The sequence below is a fragment of the Bradyrhizobium sp. CAR08 genome, from assembly GCF_052871955.1.
The window spans coordinates 61,770-76,997 of record NZ_JBIXJX010000019.1 but is presented as its reverse complement, the minus strand read 5'-3'; the positions used below and the strand labels follow the sequence as shown (position 1 = coordinate 76,997).

Sequence of the window (15,228 nt, the reverse complement as noted above, 5' to 3'; positions counted from 1 at the left end):
CGCCACTTCGGAGCGTCACCCGGTGGCCATTGCCTGCGCGCCGCCGAGCAGCTGCGCGTTAAGCCGGCCGCCGGAGAACAGCATGTCGTCAAGCGCCTCGTCGATATCGGCGGAGATCACGGTGTTGCCGCCGTCCCGCGCGATGCTTCCTTGCGCCAGTCGTCGCATCAATTCCTTGATGAAGGCGCAACTTGTGCCCGCGCTGCGCCGGGCAGCCTCTGCGATCACCGCCCCATCGAGCGGCAGTCCCTTGCCGTAGAGCCGGACCAGCTTGCCGCGGCCGGTCTCGTCGGGCAGCGGCACTTCGATGGCTTGATCGATGCGGCCGGGACGACCCGCGAGAGCTCCCTCGAGGTCCTCCGGCCGATTGGTGGTCAGGACGAACAGGATGTCGGCATCTTCCTTCAGCCCGTCCATCTCGTTGAGCAGCTTGTTCAGCATGGATTCCTCACACGGCCCCATGTCATCGCGGTCACGGGCGATGAGATCGACATCCTCGATCACCACCATCGACGGCTGGAGCAGCCGTGCCAGGCTCATATAGGCGCCGAGCAAACCGATCTGCTCGGCCGTGATGATCAGCGTCGTATGCCCGGGCAAATGCGTTGCCAGATAACGGATCGTGTGGGTCTTGCCGGTGCCCGGCGGCCCGTACAGCAAGATGCCTTTGCGTGTCGATTGGCCCAGCCGGCGCAATTGGTCTCGGGTGTTGACGAAGGTCAGAACGTTGCGATCGAGCAGCCGCAGGGTCTGCTCCGGCAGGATCACCTCGTCGCGCGTGACCTGCGGCAAGCGATGCACCGTGATGCCGCGCGAGCGACCGCGATAGTCGGAATCGGCATCGAGCGACAGGATCTTGCCGCGATAGGTCCGCGCAGCCTGTACGGCTTCTTCCAATTCACTGAAGCATTGCTGGACGAGAGCCGCGCCTGCGGAACCTGAGGGTACCAGGATTTCGATCCGAATTCCGGGCTCGCGACTGTATTCGCGGTGTGCGCAGAGCAAAACCGCATAGCGGAGATGATCCTGCTCACACAGCCACAGCCCGTTATCCAGACACTTGACCGGGCTCTTCTCGCCTACGTCGACGTCGGAATATTGCAGCGGGGCAATCGCGATCGCATAGCGGCCCTCCTTGAGCAGTCGTGGAATCGACAGCGTTTCGTAGCGCTGCTCCTCGTTCAGTCCCACCAGCCGGATGGCCTTGCCGAAGAGCCGGTCGACGGCGGCCTGGAGATCGACCCGCATGTGGCCAGGAAACTGGCGGATCGTGGTCACGAGTTTGCTGCGCGCGGTGCTGGCAAGGTGCCAATCGAGAACGTCGCAAGCAAAGTCGAAATCTTCCTCTTGTTCGTTCGAGGGTTCATCCGCCGCACGCATGCAGTCGCTGCACAGCCAGACCGTTCGGTCGCCGATACGAACGTCGGTCTGTCCCTCAGGCTTGCCACAGAGTTCGCAAGGAGTCTTGACCGCCTCTAGCGTGACCTGCAGTTGGTGGCCGGCCAATTCGATGGATTGTTGCGCAGATTTGAAAAGGGCTTCGGCAACCGATTGCGGGTAAGGTCCGCAAACCGCTTTTTCCTTCTGCTCGATCTGGGTGATCAGCGCGGTCGCTTCACGGTCTGATTTGCCGAAAACCTGCCGAAGCAGATCCATCACGAATTGGTCCGGCGTATCATCGTCATTATGAATTACGAGCTGGGTCGGCTGGTTCTCGCCACGCATACTGTTCATCACGAAAGGTCTCCGGGACAATCTATGATTGAATAGAACGAATAGAGAACATAAAAGGAAGCGGCCGTCAAGCGTGACGGCGGCGGCTAATTGCGATTGGTGGGTGAGGTCCTGGTGCGCCGGGGCGGCCCTGTTCCTCGACGACTGCCGCGGCACATGTCCAGCTGCCGTCCTTTGACAATCTGATCCGCCTCGATTATCTATTTCGCATGCGAAATAAAGACGCGGGCGCGAGACACCATCGGTTGATCTACCTGTTGAGCGTGGCGCAGCGGCGCGTGCAGCGCTGGATGGCGGCGCAGCCTTCGAGCGAGGTCACGCCGGCGCAAGCGGGGCTGCTGTTCATCCTCGGCAAGCAGAACGGCGTCCTGATGGGTGAGGTGGGCGCGGCGCTCGACATGGGGCCGGCCGGCATCTCGGGGCTGGTCGACCGTACGGCGGCGGCTAAACTGGTCGAGCGGCGCGCGGATCACGAGGATGGTCGCGCCTGGCGCGTCTGGCTGACGCCGAAGGGGCGGACGGCACTGGCGCAGGCGAAGGCCAGCGCGGCACAGGTCAACGCGGCGTTGACGGACGGATTCACCAGTGCGGAGATCGATATCGTCGCGCGCTGGCTGACCAGCATTCAGGACAAGTTTCCAAGACAGCTTTCAACAGAGCTTTCTAGAGATCCATAGGAATAGAGGAGAGACCCATGACCGAGCACGTCCGGATCCGGAACGACGGCGGAATTCTCACGCTCACGCTGGCACGCCCCGACAAGAAGAATGCGCTGACGGATGCGATGTACGGCAAGCTCGCCGATGCGATCGAATCAGCCGAGCACGATCCGTCGGTCCGCGTGATCCTGATCCGCGGCGAAGGCGACATGTTTACCGCCGGCAACGATGTCGGCGAGTTCGCGGCGGTCGCGGCGGGCAAGTCGGAAGGAAGCCGCAACGTCGTGCGCTTCATCCAGTCGCTGGCGCGCTGCTCCCGGCCCTTGGTGGCCGCGGTGCAGGGCCGCGCCGTCGGCGTCGGCACCACGATGCTGCTGCATTGCGACCTCGTCGTGCTTGCCGACAACGCGCAATTGTCGACGCCCTTCGTCAGCCTCGCACTGGTGCCGGAAGCAGCCTCCAGCCTGCTGATGCCGGCGCGCATCGGCTATGCGCGGGCCTACGAGATGTTCGCGCTGGGCGAGACGGTGCCGGCCAAATCCGCGCTGGAATGGGGGCTCGCCAACCGCGTCGTGCCGCTCGACAAGCTCGATGCCGAGGCGCTCGCGCTGGCGCAGCGTCTTGCCCGTCAGCCGGCCGGCGCACTCACCGCCACCAAGAAGCTGATGCGCAACGGCGAGACGCTGGTCGCGCAGATGAATGCCGAAGGCGAGCAGTTCGGGCTGCGCCTGCGCACCGCTGAGGCGCGCGAGGCCTTCACGGCGTTCGCGGAACGCCGCCCGCCGGATTTCACCAAGGTTGCGTGATATCCGGGACTGCGCTGAGGCTCGTCGGGCCGGAAACTCACGCCCATTCGATTAAAACCTTAACGGAACATTGGCATGTCGCGGGCAAGGTGGCGCTCGAAAGAATAGGCCCCCGACCCAGGCCCCCGACACCATGGCAATGTTTAAGAAATCAGTAAGTTCGCTCCTTCTGACCTTGATGGCCCTGCTGGCTGCGGGTGCGCTGGCCTCCACGGCGATCCAGATGGTTGGGGCGTTCGGCCGCTATAGCGACAGCCTCGAGACCGCGCGGCTTGCCGCGGCCGACAAGGCGATCTTCCATGGCGTGCTGGCGCTGCGCAACAATCGCGGCGATGCCCAGAGCGCGATCCTCGGCGAGGATGATCCGCGAGCAAAACTCGAGGCGGCGGAGAAGGCCGAGCAGGGCGGCTATGACGCCATCGGCGCCGCGCTCGCCACCGTCGATTTCGCCCGCCGCGACGAACTCGCTGGCACATTGAAGCAGGGCTGGAGCGCCGCCGCGCCGCAATTCCAGCTGTTCTACGACGAGGCCAAGCGCCCGCGCGCCGAACGCAAGATCGAGCGGACCAACTCCTGGTATGATGCCGTCACCAAGGTGATCGAAACGGCCAACCTCGCCTCCACCGCGGTGTCGAACCGTGCCTGGATGAATGACCCTTTCATCGCCCGCATGATCCAGGTTCGGCGCTTCGCCTGGCAGGTGCGCGACCGTTATGGGATCCATTGTTCGTCCCTTCGCTCCAACGTCAACGCCAGCAAGCCGCTCGACGACGCTCAGAAGCGGTCAGTGGCGCAATGGGATGGCACGATCGCCTCCGGTTGGGCGGGCATGGCCGAGTTGCTGGCCGCGCCCGGCGTGGCGGCGGAGCTGGTGACGGCAGCGGCGGACGCGAAGGCCAAGACCGACGGTGCCCTCAAGCAGATCGGCGACCTCACCAAGAATTTCGACGGCAGCGGTAAGCCCGCGATGCCCGCCGCGGAATGGAATACGCTGTGTCAGTCACCCTTTGCGTCCATCGTCGCGGTGGCGAACAAGGCGCTCGACCAGTCGATCGTCCGGGCGGAAACGGTGCAGGCCAAGGCGCTCACCAATCTCGTCGTGCAGTCGCTCGCGTTCCTGCTCGCGCTGGCCGTGACCCTGACCGGCGTGTACGTGGTGCGCAATCGCCTGATGCGCCCGGTGCGCGCCATCCTGGACGCGATCGCCAAGATCAGCGCCCGCGACTACGCGACGCCCGTCCCGCAATCCAGGTATCCCGACGAGTTTGGCACCATGGCGGCCGCACTCGAAAGCCTGCGCGAGAGCGCGGCGACCGCGGAACGCCTGGGCCAGGAGCGCGAATCGCAGCAGGCGCTCCAGCTCGCCCGCTCCGGCACCGTCGATGCGGCCTGCCGCAGTTTCGACGACACCGTGCAAGCCGTCATTCACAGCGTTGCGGCGTCGACCAAGGAGCTCGATGCCACCGCGACTGACGTCCGCTCACTGGTTTCGGAATCGAGCAGCCAGACCGCGGCGGTCTCCTCCTCCGCCGAGCAGGCCACCAACAATCTCGAGACCATCGCAGCGGCGACCGAAGAACTCTCGGCGTCCGTCGGCGAGATCTCCGCGCAGGTGCAGGCCAGCGCCCGCGAGGCCCGCGAAGCGGTGTCGCAGGCAGCGCAGACCAATGCGACGGTCGAAATCCTCGATCAGACCGCTGGCCGCATCGGCGAGGTCGTGAAGATGATCAACGCCATCGCAGGGCAGACCAATCTCCTGGCGTTGAACGCCACCATCGAAGCCGCGCGCGCGGGCGAGGCCGGCCGCGGCTTCGCCGTGGTCGCCGGCGAGGTCAAGAGCCTCGCTTCGCAGACGGCGACGGCGACGGAAGAAATCTCCCGCCAGGTCGCGGAGATCCAGGGCGCGACGGGCCAGGCGGTCGCGGCCATCCGCGCGATCGGCGGCGCGATCAGCGGCATCGACGAAAAGATGACGGCGATCGCGGCAGCGGTCGAACAGCAGCGTGCGGCCACCACCGAGATCTCCCGCAACTTCCAGCAGGCCGCGCAGGGAACCCGCGAGGTCACCGACACCATCGGCAGCGTCGCCAGGCTGAACCAGGAGACGGGCAATGCCGGTTCGGTCCTGTCGGTGTCCGTGACGAAAATGTCCGCCGACGCCGATCGTCTCCGCGTCGCGGTCGAGGGCTTTTTGGGCGCGGTGAGGACCGCATAGCTTCGACAATCTTCCGTCCTTACGTCGCGCGATCGGCATTGCCGCCGATGCGCGCGGCGGGTACATCTGTGGCGCTGTGCGAGCGTCGCGGCAGATGTAAGAGATATCAGGGATGGAGAGTTCGATGCCGGTCACGCCCCACCACAAGGCCCAGCGCCCCTATCGCGGCGTGTTCCCGGTCGCACCCACCATCTTCGACGAGCGCGGCGAACTCGAACTTGAGGGACAGCGTCGCTGCATCGATTTCATGATCGACGCAGGCTCGAACGGTCTGTGCATTCTCGCCAATTTCTCCGAGCAGTTCGTGCTCACGGATGCCGAGCGTGAGACCGTGATGCATGCGGTGCTGGAGCATGTCGCGGGCCGCGTTCCCGTGATCGTCACCACCACGCATTTCAGCTCGGCCGTCTGCGCCGCGCGCAGCCGGCAGGCCGAGGCGGCCGGTGCCGCCATGGTCATGGTGATGCCGCCCTATCACGGCGCCACCTTCCGCGTGCCCGAAAAAGGCGTCGTCGAATTCTTCAAGGTGCTGTCGGGCGCGATCAAGATTCCGATCATGATCCAGGATGCGCCTGTCGCCGGCACCCCCCTGTCGGTTGAGCTGCTCGCGCGGCTGGCGCGCGATTTCGCCAACATCCGTTATTTCAAGATCGAGGTGCCGGGCGCGGCTGCAAAGCTGCGCAGCCTGATCGACGCCGGCGGCAGCGATATCGAGGGTCCCTGGGACGGCGAGGAAGCGATCACGCTGCTCGCCGATCTCGATGCCGGCGCCACCGGCGCGATGACCGGCGGCGGCTATCCCGACGGCATCCGCCAGATCGTCGATCCCTATTTCGCCGGCAAGCGTGAAGAGGCCAAAGCCGCCTACGAACGCTGGCTGCCGCTGATCAACTACGAAAACCGCCAATGCGGCCTGATCGCCTGCAAGGCGATGATGCAGGCCGGCGGCGTGATCAAGTCGGACACGGTGCGGCATCCGCTCCAGCCGTTGCACCCGGCGACGCGGGCCGGGCTGCTGGAGTTGGCCAAGGAGCGCGATGCGCTGGCGTTGAGGTGGGGGAAGTAGCGCAACGCTGTCGTCCCGGCGAAGGCCGGGACGACGCTGAGTGTGAGGTGCGCACCCTGGCCTGATCCCGCCAGCTTCCATCTGGCTGAAGGCGTCGAATTAACGCGGTTCGGGCGGTTTCCCGCAGCCCGGCGATGACATATTGTACGCTCGCCAACCTGGCCCGCGGAGCAACTCAAGACATCGCGCAACAGCTCTTCATTATGCCGCTATTCCGAACCAGGTTGGTGCGAACCAACGAAACAGGGAGGCAGTGCCATGACGATGAGGCCGGATCCCACCTTTCACGCATCGCCCAAGCTTGCGATGGAAGCTCCTGCGGAGAACTTTGCCTACACGTTGCTGCTCAGTCCGGATTTCTCGAAACCGGATTCTCTCGCGGTGATCGACGCCAAGCCGGGATCGCCGACCTACAGCCAGATCGTCCACACCGTGACGATGCCCAACAAGGGCGATGAGTTTCATCACTTCGGCTGGAATGCCTGCTCCTCCGCCTTGTCGCCGCTCACTGGGCATGCCTTCATCGAGCGGCGCTATCTCATCATCCCCGGGCTGCGCTCGTCGCGGATTTACATCATCGATACCAAGCCCGATCCGACCAAAGCCAAAATCCACAAGATCATCGAGCCCGAGGAAGTCTTCAAAAAGACCGGCTATTCGCGGCCACATACCATCCATTGCGGGCCGGACGGCATCTATGTGAGCACGCTGGGCGGCGGCGGCAAGGACGGCACCAACGGGCCTCCAGGCGTCTTCATCATGGATTGCGAGACGTTCGAGGTCCTTGGACGATGGGAGATCGACCGCGGCCCGCAGACGTTGCACTATGATTTCTGGTGGAACCTGCCGCGCGACTACATGGTGACGAGCGAATGGGCATTGCCGCCGCAGTTCGAGAACGGGATCGTCCCGGAAGATTTGCTGGCGAACAAATATGGCCATCGTCTCCACTTCTGGGATCTCCGCGCCCGTCGCAACGTGCAGACCATCGACCTCGGCGCCAATCATCAGATGGCGCTGGAGGTACGGCCGGCGCACGATCCGGTTCGCGAATACGGCTTTGTAGGCGTTGTGGTCGACACCACGAATCTCGAAGCCTCGATCTGGACCTGGTGGCGCGAAGGCGGAAAATTCCATGCGGAGAAGACGGCGACGATCCCGCCCGAGCCTGCGCCAAAGGAGAAGCTCCCGCCGCTGCTTCAGGGCTTTGGCGCCGTGCCGCCGCTGGTGACCGACATCGACCTGTCGATGGATGATCGTTTTCTCTATGTCTCGTGCTGGGGCACGGGTGAAATGCGCCAGTACGACGTGAGTGATCCGCGAAAGCCGAAGCTTGCGGGCTCGGTTCACATCGGCGGCATCGCGCGCCGCACCCCCCATCCGAACGGCAAGGCATTTGCGGCCGGCCCGCAGATGGTCGAGATCAGCCGCGACGGCTGGCGCGTGTACTGGACCAATTCGCTCTATTCCACCTGGGATGACCAGTTCTATCCCGATGGCGTTCCGGGTGTGGAAGTCATGGCCAATGTCGGTCGCAATGGCGGCCTTGAACTCGACAAGAACTACTTCGTGAGCTTCCCCGACGGATATCGTGCGCACCAGATCAGGCTGGAGGGCGGTGATTGTTCGACGGACTCCTTTTGCTACCCGTCGGCCTAGATTGGGCACACGCGAGCCTCGGCTGGCTGTGGCTCGCTCTTGTTGCGAGCGGTCTCTATCACGGGGTCAATCCGGGAATGGGCTGGCCGCTCGCCGTTTCGGCCGGGCTCATGGACAAGAGCCCGCGCGCGCTCTTTCGTGCGTTGTGGGCTCTGGCCGCCGGACATCTCCTGGCAACGCTTCTCGTGCTGCTGCCATTCGCGTTCCTGCTCGTGCTGGCCGAGTGGCAGCGTTCGATCCAGCTCGGCGCGAGCCTTTTCGTCATCGGCTTCGGCGTCTATCGGCTGGTCGAGCGGCGCCATCCGCGCGCGCTGGCACGAATTCCGCCGACGCAATTGGCGCTCTGGTCATTTGCCGTTGCCATTGCTCACGGCGCCGCCTTGATGCTCGTGCCGATCTATCTCGGGCTCTGCCAGGCCTTCGAACTCGATGCCGGCCATGAGGCCGCCGGCGCGCTGATGAAGGCGAGTCTCGGGATGGCGGTTCTGGTGTCTTTGGTGCACGTCGCTGCCATGGTCAGCGCCGGCGGATGTCTGGCGTGGCTGGTCTACCGCCATCTGGGATTGAGGTTCGTCTCGCGAAGCTGGTTCAATCTGGATGTAATCTGGGCCACCAGCCTCATTCTGGTTGGCGTTGTGGCCTTCGGCTTCAATCTCGCGAGCTGGCACTGACACTTACTGGGTCAAAGCCCACTCGCCGATGATGCGGAAGCGAGCCTTGGCGTGGTCCTGTTTGAACAGCGCGACGCGATCGATCGCAAGCGTCTTGAGGCCGAGCGCAGCAAACCTTCCCTGCAGCATTTCCAGAATCGGCCCGCGCCGCTCCACGTCGAGCCGGCCCGTCAACGTCATGTGGAAACGGAATTCCTCCATCACGTAAGGATAGCCCCAGCGGTCGAGATAGTGGCGCTGCCGTTCGCTCAGCTTCTCCGGCTTGCGCCGCGCACGGTCTTCCGCGCTCAGCGGCGCGCGGAAGGAGTCGAAGTCGCGCGCGCAATCGGCGGCGAGCTGCTGGAGTTCGCCGACCGGCTCCCCGGGAATGACGGCGATGAAGCCGCTGATGGAATCGACGACCGGGCGGATCACCGGAATTGCGCGTGCCCTGCCGGCGAATGTCGCGCAGGCCGCAACAAGCTCGACCTCGCGCCTGTCGGACGCCAGCGCCATCGGCGCCTTCAGCGTGGCGTGAAAGCCGTATTTGCGGGGATCGGCGGTGACATCACGCCAGTCCGGCGCGAGACGCGATGCGTCGGCGGGAAACGGCAGCTCGTTGCCGGTATAGGCATCGTAGCCGAGCAACTCCGCGCCGAAGCGGGTGAGCGCGCTGTCGCTGCCTGCGGCAAAATAGATCGCGTAGCGGGGGAAACTCGTCATCGTCCGAGCATAGCGGGTTTATGCCGCGGCGACAGCTTGGCGCGGGGTAGCTGGCATGCCAAGCAACCGCGTCGCCTCGGTGAGATGCACGAGCTTGCCGCCTGATATCACGGCGATCAGCCGCGGCCGCAGCGGCATGCTGTCGTCGACCAGCAGAATGTCCGCGCGCCGGCCTTCCGCGAGCACGCCGCGATCTGCAAGACCGGTCGCGCGCGCGGGCGCGGCGGAGACCAGATTCCAGGCCTCGGTCAGCGGCAGCACGCCATCGGCGGCGAGCCGGAACGCAGCGAGCAGCTGCGCGGGATAGTAGTAGTCCGAGGCCAGCACCGAGCAGAGCCCTTTGGCGATCATGTCGGATGCCCTGGTCCAGCCCGTGTGGCTGCCTCCGCGCACGACGTTCGGCGCGCCGTAGACGATGGCGTCACCGTGGCTTGCTGCCGCCCGCGCTGTCTCCTCGTTGATCGGAAACTCCGCAATCGCCACGCCCATGGCGCGAAAGCCTTCGCGCATCGCCGGCGTCGCATCATCGTGCGAGAGCATCCGCACGTCGGCGGCGCGGGCCGTCGCGGCCAGCCGTGACACGGAAGCCGGCACATCCGCGGCGCGGGACATTATGTGTCCGACCAGCCGGTCGAATTCCTCGCTCGACAGGCCGGTGCGCTCCACCATGCGATTGCGCTTGCGCGGCTTGGCCATGTCCCCAACCGTGCCGTCCATGTGGTCGTTGAAGGCGAACAGGTCGACGCGGCCCTCAGTGAGCCATTGGCTGATCTCGGTTTCGGCGTCGAGATTGTAGGTCTCGTGGCGCAGGTGAAAGCGGGTGTCGGCGGCGAATTGCGGGCGCTGCCGTTCGATCGCCTCCATCAGGCTGCGCGCATTGCCGGCGCTGCGCAGGCCCGGCTCCCACGAACAGGTCGTGGCGTGAAAAACCGTGGTGATGCCGTTGCTGATCGCCTGGCGGTCGCTGTCGGCGAGCGCGACGTCGATCGGGAAATCGACCCCGGCGCGCGGCATCATCTGTCGCTCGAAGGCATCGCCATGCAGATCGACGATGCCCGGCAGGACCAGCAGATCGCGCGCCTTGATCGCCAGCCGCGCCCGGCTGCGCGAGGCATTGATCTCTGCGATGTCCGTTCCGGACACGAGAAGCGACGTTTCGGCGAACTCGGAGCCGATCAGGGCCCGCCCGCCCTCGAGGAATATGTCTGTCACGCGACCGCGCTTCGTTTGCTGGCAGAAGAGGGTGCCCCTGCTTCGTATGCCGTGAGGAAATCCTCAATCCCGAGCTTGCGGAAATTGGGCAGGGCTTCACGCAACTTGTCGTGATCCCAGTCCCACCAAGCGAGCCTCGCAAGCCGCCCCGCAACCTCTTCCGAGAACCGCCGGCGAACGATGCGCGCCGGATTGCCGGCAACGATGGTGTAGGCCGGCACGTCCTTGGTGACGATGGCGCCGGCCGCGATCACCGCGCCGGTGCCGACGTTGCGGCCCGGCAGCACGATCGCGCCATGGCCGATCCAGACGTCATGGCCGATATGGACGTGATGCTGGCGCCGCCAGTCGAAGAACTCGGTGTCGTCGCTCTCGCCTTCGAAATAGGCGCTCGAACGATAGGTGAAATGCGCCTGCGTGGCGCGGTGCATCGGGTGATTGCCCGGATTGATCCGCGTCATCGCCGCGATCGAGCAGAATTTTCCGATGGTGGTGTAGGTGATCTGGGCGTCGTTCACGACATAGGAGTAATCGCCCATCGTCACTTCGTGCAGCATCGTGCGGGCGCCGACCTCTGTGTAGGCCCCAAGCCTGGTGTCGTGCAGCTTCGCCGAGGAATCGACAGTCGGCTGGAGCGAAAGAGCTTTGGCGGCCATGTTGTATCCGAACGAGAGGGCGAGTGTTTCTCTTCGAGCGGCTTGATGACAATGTCATGACGGCGCGATGACAGGGGATGAACAGGGGATGAGGTGTGTAGGATCGCCGCATCGCAACGTCCGTGTCACACAAGTGTCAAGCGCCGGCGTTAGCGGTGGGTCCCAGCTACTCTGGAGCCCTGCATGCTGGTGGTTGAAGGTCTGACGTGTCGCTTCGGCGTGAAAGCCGCGGTGGACGACGCCTCGTTTCAAGTCTCTCCCGGCGGCTTCGTCGGCGTGATCGGACGGTCCGGCGCCGGCAAGTCGACCCTGCTGCGGACCATCAACCGTCTCGCGACCCCTTCGCAGGGTCGCATCCTGTTCGACGGTCTCGACGTCACCGCGCTACGCGGCAAGGAGCTGCGGCAGTGGCGGGCGCGCTCGGCGATGATCTTTCAGCAGTTCAATCTGGTCGGCCGGCTCGATGCTCTCACCAACGTTCTTATGGGACGGCTCGCGATGATGCCGGCCTGGCGCTCGCTGTCGCAGAGCTGGCCCGAGCAGGACAAGGCGCTGGCGATGTCCGCGCTCGAGCAGTTCGACATCGCCCCACTCGCAGCCCAGCGCGCCGACCAGCTCTCCGGCGGCCAGCAGCAGCGTGTCGCGATCGCCCGCGCGCTGGTGCAGCAGCCCGACATCATCCTCGCCGACGAGCCGATCGCCTCGCTCGATCCGCGCAACACCAAGATCGTGATGGATGCGCTGCTGCGCATCAACAAGCACTTCGGCATCACCGTGCTCTGCAATCTGCATTCGCTCGACCTGGCGCGCAGCTATTGCGACCGCCTGATCGGCATGGCGCAGGGTCGCGTGGTGTTCGACGGCGCGCCGGCCGAGTTGACCGAGCACGTTGCGCGCGAGCTCTACGATCTCGAAGCCGCCGAAGTCATGGGCGGCACGCCTGCACCAGTGCGACAGGGCATTCCGGCGCTTGGAACGGCGGCCGCCGCCTGAGCTGCGCCGCATCAGGACTTACCAATTTTGCGTCAACCGACCTCAACCAATGAAGAGGCTATCATGATTACTCGCAGATTGATTCTCGCCGGCGCCGCCGCGCTCGCGTTGACGACTTCGGCCTCCGCCGAAGACTGGAAAGCCAAATATCCCGAGCTGACCTTCGCGGTCATTCCGGCGGAAAACGCCTCGGGCGTGACCGAGCGCTGGGCGCCGTTCATGAGCTATCTCTCCAGGGAATTGGGCGTGAAAGTCACGCTGCGCATCGCCAACGACTACGCTGCCGTCATCGAAGGCCAGCGTGCCGGCAACATTCACATCGCGAGCTACGGCTCGGCGTCGTTCGCCCGCGCCCGCCTGACCGGCGTCAAGACCGACGCCTTCGCCAACGACATCAACTCCGACGGCTCCACCGGTTATTACTCGGTGTTCTTCGTCAAGGCGAGCAGCCCCTACAAGAGCATCGATCAGCTCAAGGGCAAGAACCTCGGCCTGGTCGATCCGAACTCGACCTCCGGCAACAACGTGCCGCGCTTCGAGCTCGACAAGATGGGCATCGCGGACGCCGACACCTATTTCAGCAAGGTCGTCTTCACCGGAAGCCACGAGAACGCGATCCTGGCGCTGGCGCAGGGCACGGTCGACGTCGCGGCCAACCAGTGGACCAGCGACAACGACTCGACATTAGCGCAGATGCTGACCAAGGGCATGCTGAAGAATGCCGATGGCTCGGCGATGAAGAAGGATGATTTCCGCATCATCCACAAGTCGGCGCCGATCATCAACGGCCCCTATGCCTACAATTCTGACCTGCCGGAAGAGGCCAAGGCCGCCATCGCCAAGGCGTTCTTCGACGCGCCGGCCAAGGACAAGGCTGCGTTCGATCGCCTCCAGGACGGCCAGAAGAAGGGTTTTCATCCCGCGACCACCAAGGATTGGGATGGCACGATCGAGCTGATCAAGTTCGTCGATGCGCTGCGTAAGAAGAAGGCGTCCTGAGTTTCGGGACGATGCCACTGGAGCCGGGTCGATGGACCCGGCTCTTTCTCTTTGATTGACCATTTTCCTGGCCAAGATGACCGTCGCGGTTTCGATCCTCCCCGAGCAACAGCTCGCCGTGCTCAACGCCGCCTATCGCCAGGCGGTGGCGCGCAAGCGGCTCCGAATCCTGTCTGGAGCCGTGATCTTCGCCGCAGCACTGTGTCTGGCCGCGATCGGCGCTGAAGTGAATCTGCGCACGCTGTTCGCCCACTTTGGCAACTTCATCAGCTATTTCGACCGCATCCTCACACTCGACACCGGCCAGCGGGTCTGGACCGATGTCGGCGAGTGGCTGTGGGGCTGGCGCAAATGGCTGAGGATGCTGGGCGAGACTTTGCTGATCTCCTATGTCGGCACGCTGATCGGCGCGACTTTTGCGTTTTGCCTGAACTTCTTTGCGGCTGAAAACACCTCGCCCGCGCCGTGGTTGCGCTTCGTCGTGCGGCGCCTGCTCGAATTCGCCCGCACGGTCCCCGGCATCGTGTTTGCCCTGATCTTCGTGATCGCCTTCGGGCTGGGGCCGATGGCGGGCGTGCTGGCGATCGCGATTCACTCCACCGGCGCGCTTGGAAAGCTGTTCTCGGAGATCGTCGAGAACGCCGACATGAAACCGGTCGAAGGCGTCCGCTCGACCGGCGCGAGCTGGCTGTCCTGCATGCGCTTCGCCATCCTGCCGCAGGTCACGGCGGGCTATGCCAGCTACGCGCTGCTGCGTTTCGAGATCAACGTCCGCGAGGCCTCCGTGATGGGCTTCGTCGGTGCCGGCGGCATCGGCCAGGAGCTCGTCGTCGCCATCCGCAAGTTCTACTACTCGGACGTCAGCGCCATCCTGCTCACCATCATCGTCACGGTTTTCATTATCGACATCAGCACCGGCTGGCTGCGCGGCCGCCTGTTCGGCAAGGAGGCGCGGACGTGACGGGGCCGCAGGACATTGACACATCAGCGCTTCGCGCGCGCTACCCTGATGTGTTCGACCGGCCGGCTTCGGCGCGGCTCCCGATGCCGGCGATGATCGTCGCGGCGCTCGCGGTTCTGATTTATGGCCTCATCGATCTCGACTTCTCGCCGTCGCGGTTGTTCGCGGGGCTCAGCCAGCTCGGTTGGATCAGCCTGATGATGATCCCGCCGGATCCCGGCTCGTCGCTGCCGGTCTATCTGAAGGCGCTGGGCGAGACGCTGTCGATTGCGCTGCTCGGCACGACGCTGGCCGCGGTCTTCGCGCTGCCGGTCAGTCTTCTTGCCGCGCGCAATGTGGTGCCGTCGAGGATTTTGCGGTTTCCGGTGCGGCGCTTCCTGGATTCAATCCGCGGAGTCGACACGCTGATCTGGGCGCTGGTGTGGATCAACGTGGTCGGGCTCGGCCCGTTTGCCGGCGTGCTCGCTATTGCCGTGTCGGATTTCGGCGCGTTTGGAAAACTGTTCTCGGAGGCGATCGAGGGCGCCGACCAGAAGCAGGTCGAGGGCATCCGCGCCTCCGGCGGTAGCGCGCTGCACGAGATTCGCTTCGGCCTGCTGCCGCAGGTCCTGCCCGTGATTGCCGGGCAGGTGCTCTATTTCATCGAGTCGAATACGCGCTCGGCCACCATCATCGGCATCGTCGGCGCCGGCGGCATCGGCCTCCAGCTCGCCGAGCAGATCCGCGTGCTGGAATGGCAGAAGGTGTCGTTCCTGATCCTGATGATCCTGGTCGCAGTCGCCGCGATCGATTTCGTTTCGGGCAAATTGCGTTTTGCGATTATCGGGCGGCGGGCGGTGGCGTAACCTTCTTCCTTCTCCCCTTGTGGGAGAAGGTGGCGCGAAGCGCCGGATGA

General features: G+C 64.5%; 14 protein-coding genes. 10 read left to right on the top strand and 4 right to left on the bottom strand.

Features of this window, described 5'->3' with window-relative positions; genetic code table 11:
* Positions 1-15: 15 nt before the first annotated feature.
* Entirely contained in the window at positions 16-1,734 is a 1,719-nt protein-coding gene (locus tag ACIPUD_RS31705) for an ATP-dependent Clp protease adaptor ClpS (protein ID WP_085351561.1), read from the bottom strand.
* 209 nt (positions 1,735-1,943) lie between these two features.
* Between ACIPUD_RS31705 and ACIPUD_RS31700 the strand changes: the two genes are divergently transcribed.
* The 6 genes from ACIPUD_RS31700 (at position 1,944) to ACIPUD_RS31675 (ending at position 8,810) form a co-directional block, all read left to right on the top strand.
* Positions 1,944-2,411, top strand: coding sequence for a MarR family winged helix-turn-helix transcriptional regulator (locus ACIPUD_RS31700; RefSeq protein ID WP_085351560.1), 468 nt, complete (start codon positions 1,944-1,946; stop codon positions 2,409-2,411).
* 17 nt (positions 2,412-2,428) lie between these two features.
* The gene (locus ACIPUD_RS31695; RefSeq protein WP_377828918.1) at positions 2,429-3,199 is read left to right on the top strand and encodes an enoyl-CoA hydratase; all 771 of its coding nucleotides are present in this window, start codon (positions 2,429-2,431) and stop codon (positions 3,197-3,199) included.
* A 133-nt stretch (positions 3,200-3,332) separates the two neighbouring features.
* Positions 3,333-5,414, top strand: a complete 2,082-nt coding sequence (locus ACIPUD_RS31690) for a methyl-accepting chemotaxis protein (RefSeq protein WP_446482219.1) — start codon at positions 3,333-3,335, stop codon at positions 5,412-5,414.
* Positions 5,415-5,538: 124 nt separating this feature from the next.
* A complete protein-coding gene (locus ACIPUD_RS31685; protein ID WP_446482218.1) occupies positions 5,539-6,480 on the top strand; it encodes a dihydrodipicolinate synthase family protein in 942 nt (313 codons plus the stop codon).
* Between the two features lie 258 nt (positions 6,481-6,738).
* Positions 6,739-8,139 carry a selenium-binding protein SBP56-related protein gene (locus ACIPUD_RS31680; protein WP_446482217.1) on the top strand — a complete coding sequence of 467 codons (1,401 nt, stop codon included), beginning with the start codon at positions 6,739-6,741 and terminating at the stop codon, positions 8,137-8,139.
* 77 nt (positions 8,140-8,216) lie between these two features.
* Positions 8,217-8,810 carry a hypothetical protein gene (locus tag ACIPUD_RS31675; RefSeq protein WP_018453069.1) on the top strand — a complete coding sequence of 198 codons (594 nt, stop codon included), beginning with the start codon at positions 8,217-8,219 and terminating at the stop codon, positions 8,808-8,810.
* A 3-nt stretch (positions 8,811-8,813) separates the two neighbouring features.
* Here ACIPUD_RS31675 and ACIPUD_RS31670 read toward each other — a convergent pair whose 3' ends face one another.
* Genes ACIPUD_RS31670 through ACIPUD_RS31660 form a run of 3 tightly spaced genes read right to left on the bottom strand, consistent with a single transcriptional unit; the run spans position 8,814 to position 11,380 of the window.
* Entirely contained in the window at positions 8,814-9,512 is a 699-nt protein-coding gene (locus ACIPUD_RS31670; protein ID WP_018453070.1) for a DUF1045 domain-containing protein, read from the bottom strand.
* Positions 9,513-9,530: 18 nt separating this feature from the next.
* Positions 9,531-10,724 carry an alpha-D-ribose 1-methylphosphonate 5-triphosphate diphosphatase gene (locus ACIPUD_RS31665; protein WP_018453071.1) on the bottom strand — a complete coding sequence of 398 codons (1,194 nt, stop codon included), beginning with the start codon at positions 10,722-10,724 and terminating at the stop codon, positions 9,531-9,533.
* Entirely contained in the window at positions 10,721-11,380 is a 660-nt protein-coding gene (locus ACIPUD_RS31660) for a chloramphenicol acetyltransferase (protein ID WP_377791257.1), read from the bottom strand. Before ACIPUD_RS31660 ends, ACIPUD_RS31665 begins: the two co-directional genes overlap by 4 nt.
* A 183-nt stretch (positions 11,381-11,563) precedes the next feature.
* Between ACIPUD_RS31660 and phnC the strand changes: the two genes are divergently transcribed.
* The 4 genes from phnC to phnE (ACIPUD_RS31640) all read left to right on the top strand — a co-directional run bounded on the left by phnC (position 11,564) and on the right by phnE (ACIPUD_RS31640) (position 15,178).
* Positions 11,564-12,373 (top strand): phosphonate ABC transporter ATP-binding protein, encoded by an 810-nt coding sequence (phnC, locus tag ACIPUD_RS31655; RefSeq protein WP_446482216.1) that lies wholly within the window; start codon positions 11,564-11,566, stop codon positions 12,371-12,373.
* 63 nt (positions 12,374-12,436) lie between these two features.
* Entirely contained in the window at positions 12,437-13,372 is a 936-nt protein-coding gene (phnD, locus tag ACIPUD_RS31650; protein ID WP_446482215.1) for a phosphonate ABC transporter substrate-binding protein, read from the top strand.
* Between the two features lie 76 nt (positions 13,373-13,448).
* On the top strand, positions 13,449-14,333 hold the full coding sequence (phnE, locus tag ACIPUD_RS31645; protein ID WP_026232456.1) for a phosphonate ABC transporter, permease protein PhnE: 885 nt from the start codon (positions 13,449-13,451) through the stop codon (positions 14,331-14,333).
* Positions 14,330-15,178 (top strand): phosphonate ABC transporter, permease protein PhnE, encoded by an 849-nt coding sequence (gene phnE, locus ACIPUD_RS31640; protein ID WP_026232457.1) that lies wholly within the window; start codon positions 14,330-14,332, stop codon positions 15,176-15,178. The genes phnE (ACIPUD_RS31645) and phnE (ACIPUD_RS31640) overlap by 4 nt, the downstream gene beginning before the upstream one ends.
* Positions 15,179-15,228: the final 50 nt, after the last annotated feature.

Coding starts and splice junctions, on each gene's coding strand:
- ACIPUD_RS31670 (WP_018453070.1), bottom strand. CDS start 9,512: ATGACGAGTTTCCCCCGCTACGCGATCTATTTTGCCGCAGGCAGCGAC.
- ACIPUD_RS31685 (WP_446482218.1), top strand. CDS start 5,539: ATGCCGGTCACGCCCCACCACAAGGCCCAGCGCCCCTATCGCGGCGTG.
- ACIPUD_RS31695 (WP_377828918.1), top strand. CDS start 2,429: ATGACCGAGCACGTCCGGATCCGGAACGACGGCGGAATTCTCACGCTC.
- ACIPUD_RS31660 (WP_377791257.1), bottom strand. CDS start 11,380: ATGGCCGCCAAAGCTCTTTCGCTCCAGCCGACTGTCGATTCCTCGGCG.
- ACIPUD_RS31705 (WP_085351561.1), bottom strand. CDS start 1,734: ATGAACAGTATGCGTGGCGAGAACCAGCCGACCCAGCTCGTAATTCAT.
- ACIPUD_RS31700 (WP_085351560.1), top strand. CDS start 1,944: ATGCGAAATAAAGACGCGGGCGCGAGACACCATCGGTTGATCTACCTG.
- phnD (WP_446482215.1), top strand. CDS start 12,437: ATGATTACTCGCAGATTGATTCTCGCCGGCGCCGCCGCGCTCGCGTTG.
- ACIPUD_RS31690 (WP_446482219.1), top strand. CDS start 3,333: ATGGCAATGTTTAAGAAATCAGTAAGTTCGCTCCTTCTGACCTTGATG.
- ACIPUD_RS31680 (WP_446482217.1), top strand. CDS start 6,739: ATGACGATGAGGCCGGATCCCACCTTTCACGCATCGCCCAAGCTTGCG.
- ACIPUD_RS31675 (WP_018453069.1), top strand. CDS start 8,217: ATGGGCTGGCCGCTCGCCGTTTCGGCCGGGCTCATGGACAAGAGCCCG.
- phnE (WP_026232456.1), top strand. CDS start 13,449: ATGACCGTCGCGGTTTCGATCCTCCCCGAGCAACAGCTCGCCGTGCTC.
- phnC (WP_446482216.1), top strand. CDS start 11,564: ATGCTGGTGGTTGAAGGTCTGACGTGTCGCTTCGGCGTGAAAGCCGCG.